This window comes from Nonomuraea sp. NPDC005983 (assembly GCF_040614375.1).
In the GTDB taxonomy this organism is placed as follows: domain Bacteria; phylum Actinomycetota; class Actinomycetes; order Streptosporangiales; family Streptosporangiaceae; genus Nonomuraea.
Window position 1 is genome coordinate 131,390 of sequence record NZ_JBEXUP010000003.1, and the last position, 23,593, is coordinate 154,982.

At 71.0% G+C, this 23,593-nt stretch carries 26 protein-coding genes; 16 read left to right on the top strand and 10 right to left on the bottom strand.

The window, feature by feature from the left end; translation table 11 throughout:
- Positions 1-11 precede the first annotated feature (11 nt).
- The 4 genes from ABZ297_RS03060 (at position 12) to ABZ297_RS03075 (ending at position 2,168) form a co-directional block, all read left to right on the top strand.
- Complete coding sequence (locus ABZ297_RS03060) at positions 12-164, top strand: hypothetical protein (RefSeq protein WP_355338459.1); 153 nt, start codon at positions 12-14, stop codon at positions 162-164.
- Entirely contained in the window at positions 161-451 is a 291-nt protein-coding gene (locus ABZ297_RS03065; protein ID WP_355338462.1) for an ATP/GTP-binding protein, read from the top strand. The genes ABZ297_RS03060 and ABZ297_RS03065 overlap by 4 nt, the downstream gene beginning before the upstream one ends.
- 36 nt (positions 452-487) lie before the next feature.
- On the top strand, positions 488-1,192 hold the full coding sequence (locus ABZ297_RS03070) for an alpha/beta fold hydrolase (RefSeq protein WP_355338464.1): 705 nt from the start codon (positions 488-490) through the stop codon (positions 1,190-1,192).
- Positions 1,193-1,373: 181 nt separating this feature from the next.
- Complete coding sequence (locus tag ABZ297_RS03075; protein ID WP_355338467.1) at positions 1,374-2,168, top strand: alpha/beta fold hydrolase; 795 nt, start codon at positions 1,374-1,376, stop codon at positions 2,166-2,168.
- On the opposite strand, the gene ABZ297_RS03080 is transcribed toward ABZ297_RS03075, so the two are convergent.
- The 3 genes from ABZ297_RS03080 to mce all read right to left on the bottom strand — a co-directional run bounded on the left by ABZ297_RS03080 (position 2,128) and on the right by mce (position 5,425).
- On the bottom strand, positions 2,128-3,375 hold the full coding sequence (locus ABZ297_RS03080; protein ID WP_355338469.1) for an AI-2E family transporter: 1,248 nt from the start codon (positions 3,373-3,375) through the stop codon (positions 2,128-2,130). The two genes, ABZ297_RS03075 and ABZ297_RS03080, sit on opposite strands and share 41 nt — an antisense overlap.
- A 145-nt stretch (positions 3,376-3,520) precedes the next feature.
- Entirely contained in the window at positions 3,521-4,810 is a 1,290-nt protein-coding gene (locus ABZ297_RS03085; RefSeq protein ID WP_355338472.1) for a DivIVA domain-containing protein, read from the bottom strand.
- A gap of 192 nt (positions 4,811-5,002) precedes the next feature.
- Positions 5,003-5,425, bottom strand: coding sequence for a methylmalonyl-CoA epimerase (gene mce / locus ABZ297_RS03090; RefSeq protein ID WP_355338475.1), 423 nt, complete (start codon positions 5,423-5,425; stop codon positions 5,003-5,005).
- 85 nt (positions 5,426-5,510) lie between these two features.
- On the opposite strand from mce, the gene ABZ297_RS03095 reads away from it, so the two are divergent.
- Positions 5,511-6,692, top strand: coding sequence for an acetyl-CoA C-acetyltransferase (locus ABZ297_RS03095; protein ID WP_355338478.1), 1,182 nt, complete (start codon positions 5,511-5,513; stop codon positions 6,690-6,692).
- A gap of 170 nt (positions 6,693-6,862) precedes the next feature.
- Here ABZ297_RS03095 and ABZ297_RS03100 read toward each other — a convergent pair whose 3' ends face one another.
- The 3 genes from ABZ297_RS03100 to ABZ297_RS03110 all read right to left on the bottom strand — a co-directional run bounded on the left by ABZ297_RS03100 (position 6,863) and on the right by ABZ297_RS03110 (position 9,216).
- A complete protein-coding gene (locus ABZ297_RS03100; protein WP_355338481.1) occupies positions 6,863-7,015 on the bottom strand; it encodes a hypothetical protein in 153 nt (50 codons plus the stop codon).
- A gap of 151 nt (positions 7,016-7,166) precedes the next feature.
- Positions 7,167-7,775 carry a DUF4230 domain-containing protein gene (locus ABZ297_RS03105; RefSeq protein WP_355338484.1) on the bottom strand — a complete coding sequence of 203 codons (609 nt, stop codon included), beginning with the start codon at positions 7,773-7,775 and terminating at the stop codon, positions 7,167-7,169.
- A gap of 91 nt (positions 7,776-7,866) precedes the next feature.
- Complete coding sequence (locus ABZ297_RS03110) at positions 7,867-9,216, bottom strand: hypothetical protein (RefSeq protein WP_355338487.1); 1,350 nt, start codon at positions 9,214-9,216, stop codon at positions 7,867-7,869.
- A 230-nt stretch (positions 9,217-9,446) separates the two neighbouring features.
- On the opposite strand from ABZ297_RS03110, the gene ABZ297_RS03115 reads away from it, so the two are divergent.
- From ABZ297_RS03115 to ABZ297_RS03130, 4 genes are read left to right on the top strand one after another with little or no spacing between them, the layout of a single operon-like run.
- Complete coding sequence (locus tag ABZ297_RS03115) at positions 9,447-9,998, top strand: MarR family transcriptional regulator (RefSeq protein WP_355338490.1); 552 nt, start codon at positions 9,447-9,449, stop codon at positions 9,996-9,998.
- Positions 9,982-10,920, top strand: a complete 939-nt coding sequence (locus ABZ297_RS03120) for a tetratricopeptide repeat protein (protein WP_355338493.1) — start codon at positions 9,982-9,984, stop codon at positions 10,918-10,920. The genes ABZ297_RS03115 and ABZ297_RS03120 overlap by 17 nt, the downstream gene beginning before the upstream one ends.
- A gap of 9 nt (positions 10,921-10,929) precedes the next feature.
- Complete coding sequence (locus ABZ297_RS03125) at positions 10,930-11,559, top strand: cytidylate kinase-like family protein (RefSeq protein WP_355338496.1); 630 nt, start codon at positions 10,930-10,932, stop codon at positions 11,557-11,559.
- Between the two features lie 55 nt (positions 11,560-11,614).
- Entirely contained in the window at positions 11,615-13,024 is a 1,410-nt protein-coding gene (locus ABZ297_RS03130) for an NAD-dependent malic enzyme (protein ID WP_355338499.1), read from the top strand.
- 9 nt (positions 13,025-13,033) lie between these two features.
- On the opposite strand, the gene ABZ297_RS03135 is transcribed toward ABZ297_RS03130, so the two are convergent.
- Both ABZ297_RS03135 and ABZ297_RS03140 read right to left on the bottom strand, forming a co-directional pair.
- A complete protein-coding gene (locus ABZ297_RS03135; protein WP_355338502.1) occupies positions 13,034-13,531 on the bottom strand; it encodes a hypothetical protein in 498 nt (165 codons plus the stop codon).
- A 73-nt stretch (positions 13,532-13,604) separates the two neighbouring features.
- Positions 13,605-14,984 carry an MFS transporter gene (locus ABZ297_RS03140; RefSeq protein WP_355338505.1) on the bottom strand — a complete coding sequence of 460 codons (1,380 nt, stop codon included), beginning with the start codon at positions 14,982-14,984 and terminating at the stop codon, positions 13,605-13,607.
- A 67-nt stretch (positions 14,985-15,051) separates the two neighbouring features.
- Here ABZ297_RS03140 and ABZ297_RS03145 point away from each other — a divergent pair, with 67 nt between their 5' ends.
- On the top strand, positions 15,052-15,669 hold the full coding sequence (locus ABZ297_RS03145; protein WP_355338508.1) for a TetR/AcrR family transcriptional regulator: 618 nt from the start codon (positions 15,052-15,054) through the stop codon (positions 15,667-15,669).
- 18 nt (positions 15,670-15,687) lie between these two features.
- Here the strand turns inward: ABZ297_RS03145 and ABZ297_RS03150 are convergent, their stop codons facing one another.
- Entirely contained in the window at positions 15,688-16,242 is a 555-nt protein-coding gene (locus ABZ297_RS03150) for a hypothetical protein (RefSeq protein WP_355338511.1), read from the bottom strand.
- Between the two features lie 109 nt (positions 16,243-16,351).
- Between ABZ297_RS03150 and ABZ297_RS03155 the strand changes: the two genes are divergently transcribed.
- A complete protein-coding gene (locus ABZ297_RS03155; RefSeq protein ID WP_355338514.1) occupies positions 16,352-16,930 on the top strand; it encodes a YqgE/AlgH family protein in 579 nt (192 codons plus the stop codon).
- Here ABZ297_RS03155 and ABZ297_RS03160 read toward each other — a convergent pair.
- Positions 16,927-17,538, bottom strand: a complete 612-nt coding sequence (locus tag ABZ297_RS03160; RefSeq protein ID WP_355338517.1) for a TetR family transcriptional regulator — start codon at positions 17,536-17,538, stop codon at positions 16,927-16,929. The two genes, ABZ297_RS03155 and ABZ297_RS03160, sit on opposite strands and share 4 nt — an antisense overlap.
- A gap of 156 nt (positions 17,539-17,694) precedes the next feature.
- On the opposite strand from ABZ297_RS03160, the gene ABZ297_RS03165 reads away from it, so the two are divergent.
- From ABZ297_RS03165 to ABZ297_RS03185, 5 genes are all read left to right on the top strand, one after another.
- The gene (locus ABZ297_RS03165) at positions 17,695-19,299 is read left to right on the top strand and encodes an MFS transporter (protein WP_355338520.1); all 1,605 of its coding nucleotides are present in this window, start codon (positions 17,695-17,697) and stop codon (positions 19,297-19,299) included.
- Positions 19,300-19,419: 120 nt separating this feature from the next.
- Positions 19,420-19,686 carry a DUF3039 domain-containing protein gene (locus ABZ297_RS03170; protein ID WP_355338523.1) on the top strand — a complete coding sequence of 89 codons (267 nt, stop codon included), beginning with the start codon at positions 19,420-19,422 and terminating at the stop codon, positions 19,684-19,686.
- Between the two features lie 77 nt (positions 19,687-19,763).
- Positions 19,764-20,753 (top strand): zinc metalloprotease, encoded by a 990-nt coding sequence (locus ABZ297_RS03175; protein ID WP_355338526.1) that lies wholly within the window; start codon positions 19,764-19,766, stop codon positions 20,751-20,753.
- Between the two features lie 9 nt (positions 20,754-20,762).
- Complete coding sequence (locus tag ABZ297_RS03180; RefSeq protein WP_355338529.1) at positions 20,763-22,148, top strand: MFS transporter; 1,386 nt, start codon at positions 20,763-20,765, stop codon at positions 22,146-22,148.
- A gap of 339 nt (positions 22,149-22,487) precedes the next feature.
- Positions 22,488-23,522: a hypothetical protein gene (locus ABZ297_RS03185; RefSeq protein ID WP_355338532.1), complete on the top strand. Its 1,035-nt coding sequence runs from the start codon at positions 22,488-22,490 to the stop codon at positions 23,520-23,522.
- Positions 23,523-23,593 lie beyond the last annotated feature (71 nt).

Sequence of the window (23,593 nt, forward strand, 5' to 3'; positions counted from 1 at the left end):
AAACTGGGGGCATGGCGTTCGAGATGCTGGAGACGATCGGCCCGGACCGGGTGCGCGGCGGTCTGCGTGCCCTGTGCGCCGCGTACCGCGAGCCCGCCCACGCGCCCGCCCCCCTGCTCGACCGGCTCGTCACCGCGGGCCCGCGCGCCTTCTCGCGCCCGTGAGCCCGCGTCGCGCACGCCGCAGGGACGAGGCACGGCCCGTCGGCCTTCCCCGCGGCATGGACCGGGTCGAGGAGTGGCCCGACGGCGAGTGGAAGGTGCGGATGCTCACCGGCGCCTCCTCGTCCAAGAGCTACCGCTGCCCCGGCTGCGACCAGGAGATCCCCAGCGGGCTGCCGCACCTGGTGAGCTGGCCGAACTGGGCCGGAGGCGACGAGGAGCGCCGCCACTGGCACGCGGCGTGCTGGCGCAAGAGACTGGACCGCGGCCCCGGACGCAGCCGTTACTGAGCCCGAGCCCCGACCGACACCCCAGAAAGGACCGATGTGGAGATTCGCGCGGCGACCGTGCTGCCCGCCCGGCGAGAGCCGATCGAGCTGCACACCGGCGACGGCCTGACCCTGGTCGGCGAGCTCGCCCAGCCCCTCGACCGTCCGCCCGTGGCGACGCTGGTCACCCTGCACCCGCTGCCCACCCACGGCGGGTTCATGGACAGCCACGTCTACAAGAAGGCCGCCAACCGTCTGCCCGCCCTCGCCGACCTGGCCGTGCTCCGCTTCAACACCCGCGGCACCTCCTCCGAGCGCGGCACCTCGCAGGGGGAGTTCGACGGGGGAGAGGGCGAGCGGTTCGACGTGGCGGCGGCGCTGGAGTACGCCGAGTACCACGACCTGCCGCACGTGTGGGTGGTCGGCTGGTCGTTCGGCACCGAGCTGGCGTTGAAGTGGGCGCACGATCCGGTGGTGGAGGGGGCGATCCTGATGTCGCCGCCGCTGCACCGGGCCACCGACGACGACCTGGACGCCTGGGCGCGGTTCGGGCGTCCGCTGGTGGCGCTGGTGCCGGAGTTCGACGACTACCTCCGTCCGGAGGAGGCCCGCAGGCGCTTCGCCCGGGTGCCGCAGGCGGAGGTCGTGGGCGTTGACGGCGCCAAGCACCTGTGGGTGGGCGAGCCCTACGTCCGTATCGCGCTGAACAACATCGTCAGGCACGTCAACCCGGCCGCCTACCCACTCCCCACGGACGTCTGATCAGCCACGCCCGCCCGCTGGCGTCGCCCCATCGTGCCGGTGGCCTTTGGGGCGGAGGTTTGGTGCAAAAGGCGCGTGCAGTGAAAAAGCGGGATAGATGGGGAACCGGTCAGGCCCAGAGGGGTATATCGGCATACGTCGTTGAGTGATTGTCGGAGAGATCAGGGCTACCGTGTGGTCCGTGCAGCTCTACTCAAGATCAGCCGGAACCGGGCTCCCGGTCGTCCTTCTTCACGCGTTCCCGCTCTCCTCGGCCATGTGGCTGGCCCAGCGGGAGGGGCTGGCCCGAACCTGCCGGGTGATCACGCCTGACCTGCGCGGCTTCGGCGGCACCCGGCTGGGCGACGACGAGCCGTCCATCGAGGTGATGGCCGACGACGTCGCGCGGCTGCTCGACGCCGAGGGGATCGACAGGGCCGTCGTCGGCGGCCTGTCCATGGGCGGCTACGTCACGATGGCGTTCTGCCGCCGCCACCCCGACCGGGTGCTGGGCGTGATCCTCGCCGACACCAAGGCGAGCGCCGACGCCGACACCGCCCGCGCGAACCGCGAGCGCATCGCCGCGGCGGTGCTGTCCGGCGGCAGCGAGGTGCTGGTCACGGAGGTGCTGCCCGCGCTGATCGGGCCCACCACCAAGGCGCGCAGGGCCATGGTGTTCGGACGCGTGAAGGGGCTGGTGCAGTCGGCGCCGCCCGGGGCGGTGGCCTGGGCCCAGCGGGCGATGGCGGCCCGTCCGGAGTCGTTCGACACGCTCGCCGGGCTGAAGGTGCCGCTGCTGGTCCTGGTGGGGGAGGAGGACGAACTGGCGACCGTCGCGGACGCGGAGGCGATGGCGCGATCCGTCCCCGACGGCAGGCTGGAGATCATCCCCAAGGCGGGGCATCTGAGCGCGGTCGAGCAGCCCGAGGCGTTCAACGCGGCCGTGACGGAGTTCCTCAGTAACGGGCTTGGCGCGGTATCACGATCTCGCGAATGATCAGCGCGATGGCCGCGGCGACAGGGATGGCGAGCAGCGCGCCCACGATGCCGAGCAGCGCGCCGCCGAACAGCGCGGCGATCACCGTCACGGCGGGCGTCACGTCCACCGAGCGCTTCATGACGCGCGGGTAGATGAGGTAGTTCTCGACCTGCTGGTAGACCACGAAGAAGACGCCGCAGGCGATGCCCGCGGGCACCGACCCGAGCAGCGCCACGCCCGTCACCAGCACCGCGCCGATCGTGGCGCCCACCAGCGGGATCAGGTCGGTGAGCGCGACCACCAGGGCGAGCGCCAGAGCGTAGGGGACGCCCGCGACCGACAGGAAGATCCAGGTCAGCACGCCCGCGATGACCGAGATGAGGACGTTGCCGGCGACGTAGCCGCCGATGCCGGAGAGGACCTGTTCGGTGATCGCCCCGGTGCGCTCGCGCCTGCTGGCCGGGACGAGCCTCAGCAGGTACGCCTTGATCGTGTGCAGCGAGCCGAGGAAGTAGAGCATGAGCACCAGGAGCGTCACCGTGGTGAACACGCCGTCGAGCACCACCAGCCCGGCACCCATGATCCCGGTGGCCAGCGAGGGCCCGAGCGTGGTGGTCACGAAGGTGCGGAGTTGCTGCAGGATCTGGTAGTCGGTGTCGAGCTGGCGGAGCGTCGGGTTGCCGCTCAGCTCGGTGAAGTAGCCGGGCGCGGCCGCGACGAAGTCCGCGAGCTGCTGGCTCACGGGCGGCACCACGGCCAGGCCGAACAGCGTGAACGCCACGATGACCCCGGCGAACACGATCGAGATCGCCGCCCGCCTGGCCAGCCCGCGCCGTTGCAGCGCCTCGACGGCCGGGTTCAGCCCGACCGCCAGGAACATCGCCACCACGACCAGGACGATCGTGCTCAGCGAGTGGACCACCATCTGCGCGATCGCGATCGCTGTCAGCACGCCGAGCCCGCCGACCAGTCCGAACAGGAACGGCCCGCGCGTGAGGGCCTTGCCGGGCAGTCCGTAGGGCAGCGAATCGCCCTGCTCGTCGGCCGCCCGCCCGCGCCCGCCCTCCCGCGGACCGTCAGCGCCGGCCTCGCCCTCTGAGCCCGCCCGCGCCCCCGTGTCTCCGGTGGTCGCCTGCGGGCCGTCGGCGCTTGAGCCCGCCCGCGACTCCTTGTCCCTGCCGGTCTCCTGCGGGTCGTCAGCGCGGGCTCGGGCCTCTGCGGACACGGGAACTCCTGGGGGGTCGCGGACAATCACCACGAGCCGGACGTAGGCCGCGCGGCTCGACGACCGGGCTCGACAACGAAGAGAGCCTAGCGACCTCCCGGTCGCCAGGCTCTCTTCAGCCGTCGATCAGCCCCCCGTGCGGTGACTACTCCTGCCACCACTCCGCGTCGTCCTCGGCCCTGGCCTCCGTCTTGGTGGCGGTGGGCGCGGGCGAGCTCGGCTTGTCACTGACCGGCGCCGCGAGCGCCGGCTTCGGGACGGCCGCGGCGACCGCGGGCTCGGGCTCCATGCCCGGCAGCGCCGCGCCACCGAGCAGCTGGCGGAGCTGCGCCAGGTGGCTGGTGATGCTGTCGCGCTGGCGGGTCAGCTCGTCGACCTGGCGCTGCATCGAGGTGCGGGTGCGCTCGGCCTCGTTCTTCGCCTCGGTGACGATCGTCTCGGCGCTCGTCTTGGCCTCGGTGACGATGGTCTCGGCGCTCTTACGGGCGTTGGCGACCAGCTGCTTGGCGTGCAGATCGGCCTCGCGGCGGGTCTGGTCGGCCTGCTGGGTGGCCTTCGTGGCCCGCGACTCGGCCGTGGCCGCGCGCTGCTCGGCCTCGGCGACCAGCTTCTGGGTGGCGGCCTGCGCGGTGGCGTGGCGCTCTGCCTCCTGGCGCTCCGCCTCCTCACGCCGCGACGCGAGCTGGATCTCGAACTCGGCTTCGTCCTGGGCCCGCTTGGCCTCGGACTCCTCCAGCACCCGCTGAGCCTGCGCGCGCATCTCGTCGGCCTGGCGCTTGGCGGTGGTCAGCACCTCGTCGCGCTCGCGCTTGGTGGAGGCCCTGAGCTGGGCGACCTCGCGCTCGGTGGTCGTGCGCAGCTTGGCGATCTCGCGCTCGGCGTCGGCCCGCTTCTCCGCCACCTCGTGGTCGGCGGTGGCGCGCAGCTTGGCCGCCTCGCGCTCGGTGGTGTTGGTCAGTTCGTCGGCCTCGCGGCGGGCCGTCGAGCGGATCTCGTCGGCCTCCCGCTCGGCGGTGGTGCGCATCTCGTCGCTCTCGCGAGTGGCCTGCGCGCGCTTCTCGGCGGCCTCGGCCTCGGCGGCGGCGCGCATGTCGGCGGCCTCCACCTTGGCGGCCGCCTTGATCTCGTTCGCCTCGGACCTGGCGGCCTGCACGAGCTCGGTGGCCTGCTCCTCGGCCAGCCGGAGCAACTGCTCGATACGGGCGCCGAGCCCGGAGTAGGTGGGGCGCTCCTGCTCCTGGAGCTGCCGCTGAGAGTCGGAGAGGTCGCGCTGCAGGGACGTCGCCTGCTCGCGGGCCTGGCGAAGCTCGCCGTCGAGCTGCTTCAGGTGGTCGTGGACCTGGTGGCGGTCATAACCACGGAGCACCACGTCGAACTCGCGTGCTGGAGCGTCCTCGAAGAAGTTGTTGAGCTGGGCGTCGATGTCGGACTGCATGGAGGCTCGATCCTGGGTTGTCGAGACGGCTACACGTGCCGGACGGGGGGTTCGGGACATCCGAGCCAGGAGCCCGTGCCTCGCGGCAGGCCCCATGTCCGGTGGAAGGCCAGCGTACTCCGCTGATGCCGCCTTCGAAGCCCCGTCCGACTTTCTGCGTGACTAGTTACATATGAACGTTTTTTGCGTTTGTTAGGCCTTGGCTGCTTGGACCAGCTCGGTCAGCATTCCTCCCGTGTCCTTGGGGTGCAGAAACGCGATCGAGGATCCCATGGAACCGTGCCTGGGCCGAGCATCCAGCAGCCTGACGCCTTTCGCGCCAATCTGTTCCATCGCCTCCGTGACATCGGGGACTCCAAATGCCACATGATGGACACCTTCGCCCCGTTTCGCCAGGAATTTCCCCACGGGTGAGTCTTCCGAGAGCGGTTCCAGAAGCTGAATGTAGGAGCCGCCGCCTTCACCGTCCGCGATGTGCAACATGGCCTCCTTCACCCCCTGCTCCTCGTTCACCTCGCGGGCCACCACGGTCAGCTCGAACAGGCCGGAGAAGAGCGCGATCTTCTCCTCCAGGTCACGGCAGGCGATCCCGATGTGGTCGATCCGCATGAACATGTGTGGCCTACCTCCATGGCGAACAGCGTCTTACTCGTGGGTATGGTGTCAAAGAACCCGACCTGCGCACAGGAGGCCCGCCGTCATGTCTGGATCTGTCATCGTCGCAGGAGCGCGTACGCCGATCGGGAGGCTGCTCGGCGCCCTGTCCGGGCTCCAGGCGGTCGACCTGGGCGGTCTCGCGATCAAGGCGGCGCTGGAGCGCGCAGGGGTCGCGCCCACCGACGTCCAGTATGTGATCATGGGGCAGGTGCTCCAGGCGGGCGCCGGGCAGATCCCGTCCCGCCAGGCCGCGGTCAAGGCGGGCATCCCGATGACGGTCCCGTCCATCACCATCAACAAGGTGTGCCTGTCCGGCCTCGACGCCATCGCGCTGGCCGACCAGCTCATCCGCGCGGGCGAGTTCGACATCGTGGTCGCGGGCGGCATGGAGTCCATGACGAACGCACCGCACCTGCTGCCCGGCCTGCGCAAGGGCGTCAAGTACGGCGGCGCCGAGGTGGTCGACTCGATGGCGCACGACGGCCTGTTCTGCGCCTTCGACCAGTGCGCGATGGGCGAGTCGACCGAGCGCCACAACGCCCGCCTCGGCATCGGGCGCGCGGAGCAGGACGAGCTGTCCGCCCGCTCGCACCAGCTCGCGGCCCAGGCGATCAAGAACGGCGTGTTCGAGGACGAGATCGTCCCGGTGGAGATCCCGCAGCGGCGCGGCGAGCCGACGGTGGTCAGGGACGACGAGGGCGTGCGCGCTGACACCACCGTGGAGGCGCTGGCCAAGCTGCGTCCCGCGTTCGCCGCCGACGGGACGATCACGGCGGGGTCCGCGTCGCAGATCTCCGACGGCGCCTGCGCCGTGGTGGTCATGTCCAAGGCCAAGGCCGAGGAGCTCGGGCTGCCGTGGCTGGCGGAGATCGGCAGGCACGGGAACGTCGCCGGTCCCGACGCGTCGCTGCAGTCGCAGCCCGCCAACGCCATCAAGCAGGCGCTGGCCAAGCAGGGGCTGTCGGCGGACGACCTCGACCTGGTGGAGATCAACGAGGCGTTCGCCAGCGTGGTGCTCCAGTCCGTCAAGGAGCTGGGCGTGCCGATGGAGAAGGTGAACGTCAACGGTGGCGGCATCGCGCTCGGCCACCCGATCGGGGCCTCTGGGGCGCGCATCGTGCTCACGCTCGCCCACGAGCTCAAGCGACGCGGCGGCGGCCTCGGCGCGGCGGGTCTGTGCGGCGGCGGCGGCCAGGGCGACGCCCTCATCATCCGGGTCCCGTAGCCGGGACCCCTCGGACGGAGCCTGGGTCTCGGGGCGGGCTGCCCTCTTGGATGGGGTGAGCACCCCACGGAAGGGAGCCTTTTGAGGGGCCTGTCCCTTCCAGGGACGGTGGCGTTATGGGAGGTTGGCCCGGCCGCACCGACGTGGGCGGCCGGGGTGTCCTGGGCGGGTCACGAGGCGAGGAAGCGGGCGAACAGCGAGCGGTGGCGGCCCTCGGCCTTCCGGCCCCGCTGCGCTTCCAGCGCCCGCCGGTGCTCCGCGGCGGCCTGCCGCAGCTCGGCGGCGTGGTTCTGCATGACGACGTACTCGAGTTCGGCGTGCATCCGAGTTCTCCCGTGCTGTGTTCGGCTTCTTGCACTCTTAAGACTCCGCCTAAGGCCCACACCCGCACATCGGGCGGATGCCTTATCTCTCCGCCGGGGGCCGGGCTCAGGACGCCTAAGGAGGTGCTTAGGGCTCGTCTAAGGGGGGTGCTCAGGGCTCGTCGGCGAACTTGACCGTCACCTTGGTGAAGCCCAGGGACCTGAGCATCCCCTCCAGCATGACCTTGGTGTTGCCGTCGGCCCTGGACCGCAGGTCGCTCGCGTTCGCCGCCTCGGTGATCTTGGTTTCGGCGAGCACGTAGAGCTCGCGCTGGTCGCCGGGGGAGGACGACAGGAAGTCCTGCACCCGGTCGAGCAGCCCACGCTGCTGGGCGAAGACGTAGGAGCGGCGGTTGTCGAGGTTGGGCTTCTCGAGCTGGGCCCGGGGCAGGCGGATGGTGGCCTGGGTGCGGTCATCGGAGACGGTCACGGCGTTGGCGGCCATGCCGGAGAGGTCGACGTAGGCGTCGACGCTGCCCGCGCCGACGAACAGCGTGCGGGTGCCCTTGACCGCGTCGGGGAGGAACGCGGCGTCCTTCTCCAGGTCCACCACCACCTGGAAGGTGCCGGTGGCCGCCTCGAACCTGCTCAGGTCCTTGATGGACTGCAGCAGCACCGGCTGGCTGCGGTCGACGGTCCGTTCGCCCAGGGGGTTGAGCCAGGACCACGCCAGCCGTCCGCCCACGACCAGCAGGACGGCCAGGACCAGCAGCCCGGCCACGTATCGCCACCTTCGGCGCCGCCTCGGGGGGACCATGGCGGGCGCCGTCTGGGAAGTCGTCATGCGGGCTTGACTACCCGAACGGCGATCATCATTGCCAGCCTTTTGGTGACATCTCCGGTCCCCAGCTCGGGGGCGGGCCGGCGGTGGGCTGCGGGTAGACCGGATAGACCTGCGACGCGCTGGGCGTCGGACGCGTGGCCGCCTGCGCGGGACCGCCCCCGAAGTGGGTGCTCGACAGCCTGCACGACTGGAAGTCGCTGTAGAACATGCGCAGCCACTCGCGCCGCTGGTGCTCGCTCAGCCCGGAGAACCAGGCGGCGGCGTACTGGTGCTCGGGCAGCGGGCCGCCGGGCAGGGGCTCGCCGCGCAGCCAGGCCATCACGATCTCGCGGTATCCGTCGGCGGTGGTGTCGGGGCATCTGGCCGCCAGCGACTCGAGGTACTCGGAGGCCGACTCGTCGGCGAACCCGGCCGACAGATCGGGCACGTGGATCGGGGCGAGCCCGGCGAACGGCTTCAGCTGCTCGTCGAGCGGGCGCTGCTCCACCCGGGTGAAGGCGGCGGGCGTGCCCGCGAGCCGGGAGGCGATCGGGGTGAAGGCCGCGCCGAGTTCGGTCAGGCCTGCCCGCATGCCCGGGTGGACGCAGACCGTGATCGGCCAGTCCTGGCAGCTGTAGGCGATGTCCTGGGCGGCGGCGGGTTCCGGCTCGGCCAGCAGCCTGGCCACGCCCAGGCCGGCGGCGAGCACGGCGAGCAGCGCGCACGCCAGCACCAGCGCCTGCCTGGTCACCATCGCCGCCCAGCCGAGCAGCAGCGCCGCGGTGACGCCGACCAGCCAGATCGTCTGGTCGAAGAAGGCCGCCCCGCTGAACCCCTGGAACAGGTCGTAGGGCTCGCCGGTGCCCGGGGCCAGCCTGTCGGCCCACGACTGGCCCTCGGCCAGCCAGGTGAACAGCCCGTAGCAGCCGAGCCCGGCCATCGGCGGGGTGACGGCGCGCGGCAGCGCCCAGCCGGCGATCCAGCCGATCACCGAGTAGAGCGCGAGCCCGGCCACACCGACGCCCAGGCCCGGCAGGCTCAGCCGTCCGGACTGCTCGGTCAGCACCGTCTTGACGGCCAGTACCAGCACGGTGGCGGCGAACGAGCCGAGCACCACGACGATGATGGCGAGCGGCGCCTTCAGCGCGCGCCAGGGTGTCAGCGCGCGGCGGCGCAGGGCCCTGCGCTTGCGCAGGGCCACCCATGCGGCGAACGCCGCGGCGACGGGACCCGTCAGCCGCAGCGACCCGATGACGGCGGCCACGATGTTGTCCCACGCGTCGACACCAGGGATCAGGACGCTCCACGCGGCTGCCAGGCCGAGCGCGAGCAGCACGGCGACCGTGACGGCCGCGCTCTGCTTCAGCTCCTCGCGTGCAACGCCCGCATGCTCACGCACGCATCATCCCGTTGAAGTCCATCAAGCACCCCCCGTGCCCCGTGGGCGATGCGGAAGCGGAGCAGCCCACGCCGGTCCCCACAGGCGATGGACTTGGCTTCCGCGTCACCCTTGATGCGAGAACCATAACTGAGCGTGATGATTGTCGTCCGGATTCTTGGGCAAGCAGTGAATCTGATCGCTTAGAGTAACCGCACGAACCCGGACGAGCGGCGCGCTACCGTAGCGCTGTGTCGCAGCCGAAGCCGCTCAACCTGCCGTTCGATCCGATCGCGCGCGCCGCGGAGACCTGGCGTGTTCACTTCGGCCCCTCTTCCGCGATGGCCGCCGTCACGTCGATCATGAGAGCGCATCAGATCCTGCTGTCGCAACTTGACTCGCTCCTGAAACCGTACGACTTGACCTTCGCCAGGTATGAGGCGTTGGTGTTGTTGACCTTCAGCAGGTCCGGCGCGCTGCCGCTGTCAAAGATCGGTGAACGCCTGATGGTCCATCCCACCAGCGTCACCAACACGGTCGACAGGTTGGAAAAGTCGGGGCTGGTCTCCCGGATGCCGAATCCGCGCGACGGGCGTGGCGTGCTCGCCGAGATCACCGAGGCGGGCCGGGACGTCGTGCGGCGGGCCACCGACGACCTGATGGCGGCGGATTTCGGCCTGGGGATGTACGACGAGGCCGCGCTGGGGCAGATGTTCGACCAGTTGCGCACGCTCAGGGTGGCCGCTGGTGACTTCCCCGCCTCCGACATGCGGCAAGATGAGGAGCATGGCGGACTTCTCTAGGCCCGGGTCGCTCTACGGAGCCATCGACCTGGGCGCGCGCAAGCAGGCACTGGAGTCGCAGGCCCGGCGGGAGGCCGCGGGTCCTCAGGCGGCCTCTTCTGCCACGGTCGTCGACGTGACCGAGGAGACGTTCACGTCCGACGTCATCGACCGCTCCGTGAGCGTGCCTGTCGTTCTCGACCTCTGGTCACCGCGGGCCCCCGGCAGCGCCCAGCTCAGCCCCGTGCTGGAGAAGGTGGTCGGCGAGACCGGCGGCCGGGCGGTGCTGGCCAGGGTGAACGTCGACGCCAGCCCGCAGATCGCGCAGGCGCTGCGCGTGCAGGCGGTGCCGACCGTGCTGGCCATCTTCCAGGGGCAGGCGGTCACGGGCTTCCAGCAGGTGCTGCCCGAGCAGGAGGTGCGCCGCTGGCTCGACGAGCTGATGGCCGCCGTCGAGCAGTTCTACCAGGCCAACCCCGACGCCCGGCCGCCCGCGGCCGAGGGCGGGCAGGAGGCTCCGGCCGAGCCCCCGGCCGACCCCGACCTGGTGGCCGCCGAGGAGGCCATCGACAAGGGCGACCTCGACGCGGCGGCCGCCGCCTACGAGCGGCTGCTGGCCCGCGCGCCGGGCAACGAGGACGCGAAGATGGGCCTGGCGGGCGTCGGCCTGATCAGGCGGACGGCCGACGCCGACCCGGCCGAGGTCCAGCGTCGCCTGCAGGACCCGTCCGACATCGACGCCGAACTGCTCGCGGCCGACCTGCAGATGCTGTCCGGCGCGGTCGACGAGGCGTTCGAGCGGATCATCCAGGTGGTGAAGCGAACCTCGGGCGACGAGCGCGACAAGGCCAGGCGTCACCTGCTCGACCTTTTCGCCGCGCTTCCAGCAGACGACCCATCTCTGGCCAAAGCACGTAGAGCTTTGTCAAGCGCATTGTTCTAACCTGAAGGTATGCGGGTCGTCACGATTTCGGCGACATACGGCACGGCCGGGAGCGTCATCGGTCCGGCCGTCGCCGAACGTCTGGGCGTGCCCTTCGTCGACCGCGCCATCCCCAGCGCCGTGGCGCAGGAGCTGGGCTGCACCCTGGAAGAGGCGCTGGCGCACGACGACAGGGCCGAGCACGGCCTCGGCAGGCTCCTGGGCGGAGCGATGCGACTGCCGACGGTCACCTTCGGCGGCGTGGACATGTACGTTCCCGGTGCGATGCCGCTCGCGCCGGAGGAGTTCGTCCGCCGTACCGAGCGCATGCTGAAGGACATCGCCCGCGCCGAGGGCGGCGTCTTCCTCGGCAGGGCGGGCGCGGTCGTGCTGGCCGACCATCCGGGCGCGCTGCATGTCCGGCTCGACGCCCCGCTGAAACGCCGGGTCCGGCAGACGTCCACGATCAGCGAGCTGAGCGAGCGCGAGGCCCGCAAGCTCATCGAGGACAACGACCGGGCGCGCGGCGCCTACGTGCGCCACTTCTACCGGGTCAACCCCGCCGACCCCTGCCAGTACCACCTGGTGCTCGACAGCACCAGCATCCCCGTGCCGACCTGCGTGGATCTGATCGTCACCGCCGCCGAGGCGCTTGACTGACCGAAACCCCCTACCATGGGAGGACTTCCTGGTCAGGCGCGAAGGAGCGATTGACGTGGCGACCGTCCCCAGTGTGTCGTACTCCATCACCGTGCGGCTCGAGGTGCCAGCAGGCGGCAAGGCCGTCAGCCAGCTCACCCACGCCGTAGAGTCGGCGGGAGGCGTGGTCACCGCCCTCGACGTGACCAACGCGGGCCACGAGAAGCTCCGCATCGACGTCACCTGCGCGGCCCGCGACACCGACCACGCTCAGGCCATCGTCGATCAGCTCGAGGCCGTCGACGGCGTGGTCATCCACAAGGTGTCCGACCGCACCTTCCTCATGCACCTCGGCGGCAAGATCGAGATGAAGTCGAAGGTGCCGCTGCGCAACCGCGACGAGCTGTCGATGGCCTACACGCCCGGCGTGGCGCGGGTCTCCATGGCGATCGCGCGCAACAAGGAGGACGCGCGGCGGCTGACCATCAAGCGCAACACCGTCGCCGTCGTCACCGACGGCTCGGCCGTGCTCGGCCTCGGCAACATCGGCCCGGAGGCGGCGCTGCCGGTCATGGAGGGCAAGGCGGCGCTGTTCAAACGGTTCGCCGGCATCGACGCCTGGCCCATCTGCCTCGACACGCAGGACGTCGACGAGATCGTCCGCGCCGTGCAGCTGATCGCGCCCGGCTTCGGCGGCATCAACCTCGAGGACATCTCCGCGCCCCGCTGCTTCGACGTGGAGCGGCGGCTGCGCGAGCTGCTCGACATCCCGGTCTTCCACGACGACCAGCACGGCACCGCCATCTGCGTGCTGGCCGCGCTCACCAACGCGCTGCGCGTGGTCAACAAGCCGATCGAGGACGTCAAGATCACCATGGCGGGCGCCGGGGCGGCGGGCAACGCCGTGCTGCGCCTCCTGCTCGCCGCCGGAGCCCGCAACGTCGTCGTCTGCGACTACCTCGGCGCCGTCCACAAGGGCCGCGACGACCTCGACGATTCGCTGCGCTGGATCGCCGAGCACACCAACGACGAGGGCTACTCGGGCGATCTGCGCGGCGCCGTCAAGGACGCCGACGTGTTCGTGGGCGTCTCGGCCCCGGGCATCCTGTCTGGCGACGACATCGCCGGCATGGCCCGCGACGCGGTCGTCTTCGCCCTGGCCAACCCCGAGCCCGAGGTCTCGCCCGACGACGCCCGCGAGCACGCCGCCGTGGTGGCGACCGGCCGCTCCGACTACCCCAACCAGATCAACAACGTGCTGGCCTTCCCCGGCGTCTTCCGCGGCCTGCTCGACGCCCAGGCCACCGAGGTCACCCAGGAGATGCTCCTGGCCGCCGCGCACGCTCTCGCCGCCGTCGTCACCCCCGAGGAGCTCGGCCCCAACTACATCATCCCGAGCGTCTTCCACCCCGACGTGGCGACCGCCGTCGCGGCGGCCGTGCGGGAGTCGGCGGGCGGCCGGGCCCGCGGCTTCACCGAGGCCTGATCCCCGGCGTCACCTGCCCTCTGGGGGCGCCTCCTCGGCGACGGCCGGGATCAGCCGGTAGTCGGCCTGGAAGACCAGGTTGTGGACGTCGGCCGCGGCGATGGCGCGCAGCGTCGGAAGCTGGTCGGCCGCGTCCGAGGCGTTGAAGACGTTCAGCGGCCACTCGCCCACCGTGCCGCCCCGCAGGTGCGGATGGTGGAAGCCGCGGCCGTAGTGCGCCACCAGGGCGACGGGCTCGACTCCGGCCCGCCGCTGCTCCGGCCAGGTGAGCGACCACACGGCCATGAGGCCGCCGTCCTGGCTCCTGGTCAGGCCGGTGGCCTCTACCTGGCCCGTGCCGAGGAGGAGTTCGGCGTTGACCTCGTCCAGGGTCTGCCGGGCCACCGCGTCCATGAGGGCGACCGTCTCGGTGAAGAGGCGTTCCTTGTCCTCGCGAGAGGAGGCGTGGCCGTAGGTGCCGTCGCGAAGGTCACGGAAGTGCCGCAGCAACGCCTCGTGGGTTCTCATGGCGCGTCCTTTGCCGGTCGGGGCCGTCGGTGGTCCTGCTTCCCGTTCGGAGAGGGTGTAAAGCTCGCGGCGGTCACCGTCCACGACCGGTGCGGACGAATCCGGCCGCCAGCGTCAGCAGGGCGTTGACCAGCACCGCGACGGTCACCCCGCGCAGCACCGAGGAGCCCATGGCGGCGGTGGCGACGGCGCTCATGATCGGGATGCCCATGGTGATGCCGACCTGCTGGGTCATCGTGGCCAGGCCGGTGGCGAGCCCCTGCTCGGAGTCGGGCAGGCCCGAGGTGGCCGTCACCATGAAGCCGACGATCGCCACCATGTTCCCGACGCCGCCGATGAACGTGGCCGCCAGCAGCAGCCAGATCCAGCCGGACCCCGTCCCGAGCAGCGCCAGCGAGGCCGTGGCCACGGCCTGCACGGCGAACCCGGCCGCGAGCGCCCGCCCGGTGCCGAGGCGCGACAGCACCCGGGGAGCGACGACGCCGCCCAGCACGGTGCCGAGCCCCAGCACGCCGAACGCCAGCCCCGTCGCCAGTGCCGAGTAGCCCAGCACCTTCTGCAGGTAGAGCGTCATGAGGAAGACCAGCGAGGTTTCGGTGGCGAAGGCGGCCAGCCCCGCCAGGTTCCCCCACTTCACGCTCGCCCTGGCCAGGATCGTCACCGGCACCAGCGGCGAGGACGCCCGCCGCTCCACGAACCAGAACGCCACCAGCAGCAGCGCGCCGACCGCGAGCCCGCCGAGCCCGGCAGGGTCGGCGAAGCCGTGCTCGCCGGCGCGGGTCAGCCCGAAGACCAGCGCGAGCAGGCCCGCCGTCACCGTCGCGGCACCCGGCAGGTCCATCCTGGGCCGCTGCGCGGGACGACTCTCGGACAGCAGCGCGGGCGCCGCGGCCAGGACGGCCACCGCGACGGGCACGTTGACGAGGAACGCCCACCGCCAGCTCAGCAGGTCGGTCAGCAGCCCGCCCAGGATCGCCCCCGAGGTGAAGCCGGCCGACATCAGCGCCCCGTTCAGGCCCAGCGCCCGAGCCCGCAGCGGACCCTCGCGGAACGAGGTGGTCAGCAGCGACAGCCCGGCGGGCGTGACGATCGCCGTGGCCAGGCCCTGCGCGACCCTGGCGGCCAGCAGCGTCGCGGGGGACGCGGCCAGCCCTCCTGCCAGCGAGGACAGGCCGAGCAGGGCCATCCCGGCGAGGAACAGCCGTCGGCGTCCGAACAGGTCGGCGACGCGTCCGAACAGCAGCGTGAACCCGGCGGCGGCCAGCGCGAACGTGGTCGCCACCCACTGCAGGTCGGCCAGCGCGAACCCGAGCCCGGACCCGATCACGGGCAGCGCCACGTTCAGGATCGAGAAGTCGACGGCCAGCATGAACTGCGAGCCGAGCAGCAGCACGAGCACCATCCGCTGGCGCGCGGTCATCCGCGCGTCCTGGCTCTCGGTGAGTGCGGTCATGAATCCCCCTTAATGGGGCAGAGGTTCCGTTAAGGTGGGCATGACGGTAACACAAGGAGGCGCACTAATGGAACAAGAGTCCCGTTTGGCCGGGACGGTCAGGCCCGGCGGCCGCACGGCCAGGGTCCGGTCGGCCGTGCTGGAGGCCACCCAGGACGAACTGGTGAAACACGGCTTCCACGGCCTCAGCATGGACGCGGTGGCGGCCCGGGCCGGGGTGGGCAAGACCACCGTCTACCGGCGCTGGGGCAGCGCCGCGGGCCTGGTCACCGGCCTCATGACGGAGCTGGCCGACCAGTCGGCGTCCCACGCCGACACGGGGACGATCGAGGGCGACCTGCGGGCGAACGCGGCCGGTGTCCTCGCCGCCCTCAGGGACGAACGCCTGAGCGCCACCTTCCAGGCGGTCATCGCGGCCGCCACCTGCGACGAGGAGGCGGCCACCGCGCTGCGCGCCTTCTACGCGCGCAGGATCGACGAGTGGGCCAAGGCGGTGGACCTCGCGGTGGAGCGCGGCGAACTCCCGGCGGGCACGGACGGCCGCGAGCTGATCAGGGCGGTCTCGGCGCCGCTCTACTACCGCCTCGTGGTCACCAGGGAGCCGGTGGACGAGACGGTCGCGACCCTGGCGGCCACGCGTGCCCTGGCGGCCGCCCGTGCCGGAGCCTTCGTGGGTGAGGTGTGACGGCGCCTGACCCGGCGGCTAGGAGTAGGTCTGGCGGGGCCAGATCGAGCCGTACCACCAGATGATGCCGCCGGTGATGACCAGGCCCCCGGCGGTCGCGAGCTTGCCCCACAGGTCGGCTGGAGGGCCGGTGTAGGGCAGGCGGCCGGAGCGGCGGCCCCAGGCGCCGCCGGTGTAGGCCGGGCGGTCGAAGCGGCGGCCCCAGGGGCAGTCGTTCCTGATGAGCGTCGAGTCGATCAGCGAGTCGGACTCGTCGTCGTCCACCGAGAACGCCTCGATCCGCACGCTGCTCCCGCGGCCGACCCTGATGTTCCTGGTGATCGTGTCGTGCGCGTCGATGGAGCCGGTCGCGACGGTCTGGGAGTCGGACTGCAGGTCGTACCGGGCCGCCTCGCCGCTGTCGTTGGTCAGGTTGACCGGCACACGCCCCCTGCCGCAGGCCACCCGGTCCGTCTTCATGGTGAACGGGTCGCCGGGGTTGTCGGGCTGCGGCCACGCCCAGGCCGCCGACGGCAGGAGGAGTGTCGCCCCGACAGGCAGCGCTGCCAGGGCGAGGCGGGTGCCGATGCGCATTGCTCCTCCGAAAGTGATCTCTGCTACCCATGGTCCCCTGTTGATTGCGGAAAGTAACATCGACACGACGGGGGAGCGAGATGCGGGGTTGACCCCTCATGATGGAGGTATGGCGGAGGCGATCTACGTCGGCGGTCTGTTGGTGGCGACCCCGCTCCTAGACGACCCCAACTTCCGGCGTAGCGTCGTGCTGATCCTCGAACACGACCACGACGGCGGAACGCTGGGCGTGGTGCTGAACCGGCCGAGCGAGATCTCGGTCACGCAGGTGCTGCCGGTCTGGGATCCGCTGGTCACCGGGCCGCCCGTGCTGTTCCAGGGCGGTCCCGTGCAGACCGACAGCGCGCTGGCGCTGGCCGCGGTTCCGAGCGGGGAGGAGCCGCTGGGCTGGCGCAGGCTTCACGCGGGCACACCCGCCGTCTCCAGGCTGGGCACGGTGGACCTCGACGCGCCGCCCGAGATCCTGCAGGGCGAGATCGCGCAGATGCGGATCTTCGCCGGTTACGCGGGCTGGACGTCCGGGCAGCTGGAGAGCGAGATCGCGGAGGGCGCCTGGTACGTGGTCGACTCCGAGGCGGGCGACACCTTCCACGCCGACCCCGGCTCCCTTTGGCGGAACGTTCTTCGGCGGCAGCCCGGCGAGCTGGCCTTCGTGGCCACCTGCCCCGACGACCCGACGCTGAACTAGGCGTCCCAGCCGGGGCGCAGCGACAGCTCGGCGAGCTGGATCGTCGCCTCCAACCGGCCCACGATCTCCCGAACGTCGTGCGGCTCGGACTGCGGGCAGTCGAAGCCGACCCGCATCGTTGACATGGCGAACGCCACGATGAGGTGGGTGAGGCGGTCCTGCGCCGGGTCGACGCCGCGGCGGGCGGCGACCTCGTCGGCCAGGCGCCTCTCGGTCTCCGTGCCCCTGGCCACTGACAGGCCCACCAGGTGCGGGTGCTCCTCCAGGACGCGGCGCAGTTTCAGGAACCTCTGGGTGTCGGCGGGCGTTGAATCGGCCACATTGCTCAGTACCGCACGCAACGCGTGCGCCAGCGAGGTGAAGGGAGGCTCGTCGGCGGGGCGGGCCTGCAGGGTCTCCAGCATGATCTCCTCGCCCTGGTCGTGGAACCACAGCACGATGTGATCCTTGCTGGTGAAGTAGCGGAAGAACGTGCGCGGCGACACGTCGACCGCCCCCGCTATCTGCTCCACGGTGGTGGAGTCGTACCCTTGTTCGAGGAACAAGTCGATCGCGGCGTCGAGGATCGCCAGCCGCGTCTTCTCCTTCTTGCGCTCCCGCAGCCCCACAGATTTCACTCCCTCGACATCATTCTGTCACAGACTGCCAGAAGTCATACTGCGCCGAATAAAATCCGTTTGTCATCTGTCATCGACTGACATATATTACCGGAGGCTTACGAGACTTATGCCCTGGCGTGGGGCAGCTGTACTTGAGGGGGACTTATGGCTCACACGAGGACGGTCGACGCGCCGTCGTCGTCCGGCCCAGATAAGACGGGAGCGGGCAATCCGTGGCTGACCCTGCTCGCGGTCTGTCTGGGCGTCATCATGGTGATGCTCGACGGGACCGTGGTCGGTATCGCCAACCCGGTGATCCAGGCTGACCTCGGCGCCTCCCTGTCGGACCTGCAGTGGGTGACCAGCGGTTACCTGCTCGCCCTGGCGGTGTTCCTGATCACCGCGGGCAAGCTCGGCGACCTGTTCGGGCACAAGCGGGTCTTCCTGATCGGCGTCGCCGGATTCGCCCTCTCTTCGGTGGGCATCGGCCTCAGCGCCGAGATCTCGGACGTTATTCCCGGCCTGTCGCCGGTCGGTGCCCTGATCGGCCTGCGTGTGCTGCAGGGCCTGTTCGGCGCGCTGCTCCAGCCCGCCGCCCTGGCGTTGCTGCGTGGAGCGTTCCCTGGTGAGAAGCTGAACCAGGCGATGGGGGCGTGGGGTGCCATCATCGGCCTGTCGAGCGCCGCGGGCCCGATCGTGGGCGGTGTGCTGGTCGAGAACGTGAGCTGGCAGTCCGTCTTCTTCATCAACGCCCCGGTGGGCGTCGTCGCCCTGGTCATGGGCGTGTTGATCATCAAGGAGAACCGCGCCAAGTCGCTCTCGCGCATCGACTGGGGCGGCGTGGTGCTGCTGTCCGGCGCGATGTTCGCGCTGATCTGGTCGATCATCAAGGCCCCCGAGTGGGGCTGGGGCGACGGCAAGACGCTGGGCTTCCTGGCCAGCTTCGCCGTGCTGATCGCCGGGTTCATCTTCTGGCAGAGCAGGGCCAAGCAGCCGCTGGTGCCGCTCGGGCTGTTCAAGAACCCGTCGATCTCGATCGGCACCGTGCTGATGATGATGGTCGCGTTCGCGATGTTCGGCGCCATGTTCTTCCTGGGCTTCTTCTTCCAGGGCGTCCACGGCCTGACCCCGCTGGAGGCGGGCATGCGGATGCTGCCGATGAGCGCGGGCATGATCGTCGCCTCGCCGCTGGCGGGCATGATGATCGGCAAGGCCGGCCCGAAGATCACGATGGCCGTCGGCCTGCTGATCACCGCGTGCTCCATGTTCCTCATGTCGCGGCTCAGCCTCGACGCCTCGTTCATCGAGAGCGGGATCCCCTTCCTGCTGCTGGCCTTCGGCCTCTCGCCGGTGTTCGTCGGCGCCACCGAGATCATCGTCGGTAACGCGCCCGTCGAGCTCAGCGGCGTCGCGGGCGGCGTGCAGCAGTCGGCCATGCAGGTCGGCGGCGCGCTCGGCACCGCGATCCTGGGCGCCGTCATGGCCGCCGAGATCTCCAGCAAGCTGCCCGGCTACCTCGGCCCGGCGGCCAAGGCGATCCCGGCCGACAAGATGACGCTGCTGGAGAAGGCCGCCTCCTTCGGCGGGCTGCCCCCGGGAACCCCCGCTGAGCTCAAGCAGATGGTCGGCGGCGCGGTGCACAACGCGTTCATGGACGGCATGCACCTGGCCTTCCTGGTCAGCACCGGCATCGCGATCCTGACCGCGGTGCTGGCCCTGTTCGTCAAGGCCGGTCGCAAGACGGAGGGCGCGCCGGTCCACGTCGGCTGACGCTCGCTTCCTCGCGGCTCCCGCTCCCTTTCCGGGGCGGGAGCCGCCCTGTTTTCCAGGGACGCCGGGGGCTCGCCGAGCCGGAAGGAGCGCTGGGCCGCGGGGCATAGACTAAGCGGGGTGAGCACCACGAAGATCCTCCCTGAGCAGGAGACCACGCCGCGCACGTCCCATGGCGACGGCGATCACGAGCGGTTCTCCCACTACGCCGACAAGCACAAGATCACCGAGAGCATGGTGACCGGCACGCCGATCCGTGCCCTGTGCGGCAAGGTCTGGGTGCCCAGCCGTGACCCGAAGAAGTACCCGGTGTGCCCGGAGTGCAAGGAGATCTACGAGAGCCTGCCGGTTGGCGGCGGCGAGGGCGGCGGCGACAAGAACCAGTGAGTGTCGCTGCCTGGTCAGCGCCGTAGGTCGAGTTACGGTCTGTAGTCGCATCGACTCAAATCGTAACTGGAGGCCGCATGGCCAGGCGTGCGACCGCCGTCTCGTTGGCATGCCTGCTCGCGGCCGGGCCGGCGCTGCCGCCCCAACCCGCGCTGGTCGCGCAGTCCGTCTGCGTCAAGCCGAAACCCGGCCGCCGGTCCACCGACGACCCCCGATCTCCGGAGCCGAGGTCCCTGCGGCCGAATCAGGTGTCGGACATGCTCGCCGACCTGGGCAGGCGGCTGCGCGGCAGAACCCCGCCCGACATCGTCACCGTGCCGACCCGGGTGCACGTCCTCACTGACGGCGTCAGGCGGGCATCCGACCAGGCGGCCAGAGAGCAGATCGACACGCTCAACGCCGCCTACTCCGGCCGGTACGGCGGCGTCGACACGGGCGTGCGCTTCCGCCTCGACGAGATCTCGGTCGAGCTGAACACCGGCTGGTTCACCGACCCCGTCGGCAACGAGACGGCCATGAAGCGGGCGCTCCGCCGTGGCGGGCCCGAGACCCTGAACCTCTACCTCGCCCAGCTCAGCGACGCCTTTCTCGGCTTCTCCACCTACCCGTACCTGTACGACAGCGACCCCGTCCTCGACGGCGTCGTCATCGATTGGCGCACCTTGCCCGGCGGGTCGCTGGTCGACTACGACCGCGGATTCACCGGCGTCCACGAGATCGGCCACTGGCTCGGGCTCTTCCACACCTTCGACAACGGCTGCGACGACCCCGGCGACGGCATCGCCGACACCGCGCCGGAGGCCAGGCCGACCGAGGGCTGCCCCACCACCAAGGACACCTGCCCCGACGCGGGCGACGACCCGATGCACAACTTCATGGACTACGCCGACGACGAGTGCATGCGCGAGTTCACCAGCGGCCAGGCGATCCGCATGCGCGAAGCCTGGGCCGCCTACCGCACCCCCCGCTCTTCGGCCGCCCTCCGTATTCCCGGCGGGGTCGCGACCGTCTCCCCCATGTCCGCGATCCCCACCCACCCGCGTTTGCCCCGTTCGGGTGGGAAATAGGATGTCGGAGTGAAAGCACCGAAGGCAGTCGACACTCCATACGAGCAACCCCGCATCTTCGGTGCCGCCTACCGCGCGGCCACCATCGGCATCCTGCTGGTCGTCACACTGGTCGCCTTCGAGGGCATGTCCGTCGGCGTCGTCATGCCGCAGGTGTCGAAGCAGCTCGACGCCCTCGACCTGTACGGGCTGAGCTTCTCGGCCTTCCTCATCGCCAGCCTGTTCGCCAACGTGGTCTCCGGGCTCTGGGCGGATCGCCGCGGCTACACCATGCCGTTCCTCCTCGGCGTGGTGCTCTTCGTCCTGGGGATGGGGCTGGCCGGCGCGGCGGTGAACAAGGAGCTGTTCCTGGCGGCGCGGGCCGTCCAGGGGCTGGGGGCGGGCTGCACGATCGTGGCGATCTACGTCATGATCGCCCGGGTCTATCCGGCGGACGTGCGGCCCAGAGTGTTCGCGGCGCTGTCGGCGGCGTGGGTGGTGCCCGCCATGGTGGGCCCGGCCGTGGCCGGGTTCGTGGCCGACACCTGGGGGTGGCGGTGGGTGTTCTACGGCATCATCCCGCTCGTGCTGCCGGCCCTGGTCATGCTGGTGCCCGCGCTGAAGAGGCGTCCCTCGCAGGAGGCTGCGCCGTCGGAGGGGCCGCGCTCCCGTCCGGTGGCGATGACGCTGGCCGCCCTGGCGGCCGCGGGAGGAGCCGGAGTACTGCTGTGGGGCGTCGACGGCCTGCACGACGAGCCCGCGCGCAGCGCGGTCGCCGTCGTCGCCGGTCTGGCCGCGCTCGGCTACGGGCTGCGCAAGCTGCTGCCGCCGGGGGCGCTGCGCTTCGGGGCGGGGCTGCCGACCACGATCATGCTGCGTGGGTTCTTCTCGGCGGCGTTCTTCGGGGTGAACGGGTTCATCCCGCTCGTGCTGGAGGAGGTCAAGGAGTTCGATCCGAGGCTTGCGGGCATCGCGCTCACCACCGGGGCGCTGGGGTGGTCCACCGGGTCGTACCTGCAGAGCCGGCGCAGCGCCGAGCCGTACCGGCGGATCAGGACCGGGGCGGCCTGCGTGATGGCGGGCGTGCTGCTGTCGCTGCTCTCGGTGCTTCCCGGGGTCACCGGGTGGGTCGCCGTCCCGGCCTGGATCGTGGCGGGCTTCGGGATGGGGCTGGGGATGACCACGGTGAGCGTCACGGCGCTCAAGCAGTCGCCGGTCAACGAGCAGGGGGCCAACTCGGCGGCCCTGTCGGTCACGGACATGCTCGGCAGCGCCCTGGCCTTCGGCGTGGGCGGCGCGCTGATCAACCTGATCGGCCACAGCCCGTCCGAGATCGCCCGCGGGTTCGAGGTGATCGGGGGCCTGATGGCGCTCGTCGCCTTCGCCGCGATGCTGCTCGCCCGCCGCGCCCGCTGATCGTCCCGTCGCCGGTGCGGGGCCGGTGCTGTCGTGGTGCCCTCCTTTCGCTCCTTTCGCTCCTTTTATTACGGCACGCATGGGCCGGCGCCATCCGCCGTACGGGGCTGAGGGCCTCCAGGGAGACGGCCGCTGACCGGTACGGGGCGGGCCGCCGCCACGGCCCGCGGCAACCGTCTCCGCGCCCTGGCGGCACGCCTCACGCGTTCGTTCCTCCACGGCCGGTATACGCGTTTCGGGCCTGTCCTTGAGGGGGATTCCGCATCTCCTGTCACTGCGATCACGGATCGCCGGTCGAGAACGACAAGGAGTGATAGGACAGCGGGACAGGGAGGTGTCATGGATGATGATCACCGTGTCTGGCCGCCAGGCCCGCCGAAGCACCGCCGTACCTCTCCCCGGGCCCCCGAGCCCCCACGGAGTGACCGCCGTGATCCCCGTGATCTGGCGCCCCCGCGGAGCGACCGCCGTGACCCCTATGTCCCTGCGCCGCCGCTGGGTGCTCCCCGAGCCCCGGGCTCTCGGCGGGGCGACCGTACTCCTTCCCAGGCCCCGGAGCCCTCGCGCGGCGACCGCCGTGATCCCTGGGACCTGACGCCCTCGCAGAGTGCCTCCCGAGCCGCCGAGCCCCGGCACGGCCGGCGTCCGTCCACCGCCTGGGGGCGGCGTGACGACCCCGACGACGGGGAGTGGCCCAGAGACGAGCCCGGCGAGCAGGGGCGGTGGATCCCCCGGATCAGGGCCGTCGGGGAGAAGGTGCCGTGGGAGTCGCTGCCGCCGTCCGCCCGGCTCTACGGCGCCCCCGCCGACCCCGGGTTGGGGCGGAAGGTCAGGGGCCGCCGGTGGCGGCGCTGGGCGGGTGTGGGGCTCGCGCTCGTCGTGGCCGGTGGGCTCGTCGCCGGGCTGGTCGTGATTCTGACGCGGCCTGCCGCTCCCGAGGCCGTGACCGTGCAGGTCCGCGACGCGGTTGCCGGAGTGACCCTCTCCCTGCCTCCGGGGTGGCGGGAGGAGGCGGTGCCGCCCGTGACGGGGTTCACGTCCGTGCTGCGCGACGGAGGCGGCGCGCTCGTGATGGCGAGACCGGTGGCCGGCCCCGTCGCCGACGCGCGGAAGGCCGCGCGGGAGGCGGCAGAGTTGTACTCCCGGCTCCTGCTCAAGGGCGACCGGGTCACGGTCGTCGACGACAGGTCGCTCGAACACGGATACACCCGTGCGCTCAGGGCCGAGTACCGAGATGTTGTGAACGGTCCGGCTTACCTGCGCGTGACACTTCTCACTCGTCCGGGGAGGGATGTCCTCCTCGTCGGCCTCCTCCAACCCGACGACGGCAACCGCAGGCAGGCGCTCGACGCGGTGCTGTCAGGCGTCCGATAAGCCACGGGACGCCCAATAGCACGCAAGGATGAGCTTGACCAGGATTCCCGGTGCACGGCACGTCTTGTCAG

What these genes read in the sequence shown, in the direction of transcription:
- ABZ297_RS03095 (WP_355338478.1), top strand. Translation starts at nt 5,511, where the DNA reads ATGTCTGGATCTGTCATCGTCGCAGGAGCGCGTACGCCGATCGGGAGG.
- ABZ297_RS03085 (WP_355338472.1), bottom strand. Translation starts at nt 4,810, where the DNA reads ATGCAGTCCGACATCGACGCCCAGCTCAACAACTTCTTCGAGGACGCT.
- ABZ297_RS03150 (WP_355338511.1), bottom strand. Translation starts at nt 16,242, where the DNA reads ATGCGCATCGGCACCCGCCTCGCCCTGGCAGCGCTGCCTGTCGGGGCG.
- ABZ297_RS03060 (WP_355338459.1), top strand. Translation starts at nt 12, where the DNA reads ATGGCGTTCGAGATGCTGGAGACGATCGGCCCGGACCGGGTGCGCGGC.
- ABZ297_RS03155 (WP_355338514.1), top strand. Translation starts at nt 16,352, where the DNA reads ATGGCGGAGGCGATCTACGTCGGCGGTCTGTTGGTGGCGACCCCGCTC.
- ABZ297_RS03135 (WP_355338502.1), bottom strand. Translation starts at nt 13,531, where the DNA reads ATGAGAACCCACGAGGCGTTGCTGCGGCACTTCCGTGACCTTCGCGAC.
- mce (WP_355338475.1), bottom strand. Translation starts at nt 5,425, where the DNA reads ATGTTCATGCGGATCGACCACATCGGGATCGCCTGCCGTGACCTGGAG.
- ABZ297_RS03140 (WP_355338505.1), bottom strand. Translation starts at nt 14,984, where the DNA reads ATGACCGCACTCACCGAGAGCCAGGACGCGCGGATGACCGCGCGCCAG.
- ABZ297_RS03120 (WP_355338493.1), top strand. Translation starts at nt 9,982, where the DNA reads ATGGCGGACTTCTCTAGGCCCGGGTCGCTCTACGGAGCCATCGACCTG.
- ABZ297_RS03100 (WP_355338481.1), bottom strand. Translation starts at nt 7,015, where the DNA reads ATGCACGCCGAACTCGAGTACGTCGTCATGCAGAACCACGCCGCCGAG.
- ABZ297_RS03125 (WP_355338496.1), top strand. Translation starts at nt 10,930, where the DNA reads ATGCGGGTCGTCACGATTTCGGCGACATACGGCACGGCCGGGAGCGTC.
- ABZ297_RS03185 (WP_355338532.1), top strand. Translation starts at nt 22,488, where the DNA reads ATGGATGATGATCACCGTGTCTGGCCGCCAGGCCCGCCGAAGCACCGC.
- ABZ297_RS03145 (WP_355338508.1), top strand. Translation starts at nt 15,052, where the DNA reads ATGGAACAAGAGTCCCGTTTGGCCGGGACGGTCAGGCCCGGCGGCCGC.
- ABZ297_RS03165 (WP_355338520.1), top strand. Translation starts at nt 17,695, where the DNA reads ATGGCTCACACGAGGACGGTCGACGCGCCGTCGTCGTCCGGCCCAGAT.
- ABZ297_RS03175 (WP_355338526.1), top strand. Translation starts at nt 19,764, where the DNA reads ATGGCCAGGCGTGCGACCGCCGTCTCGTTGGCATGCCTGCTCGCGGCC.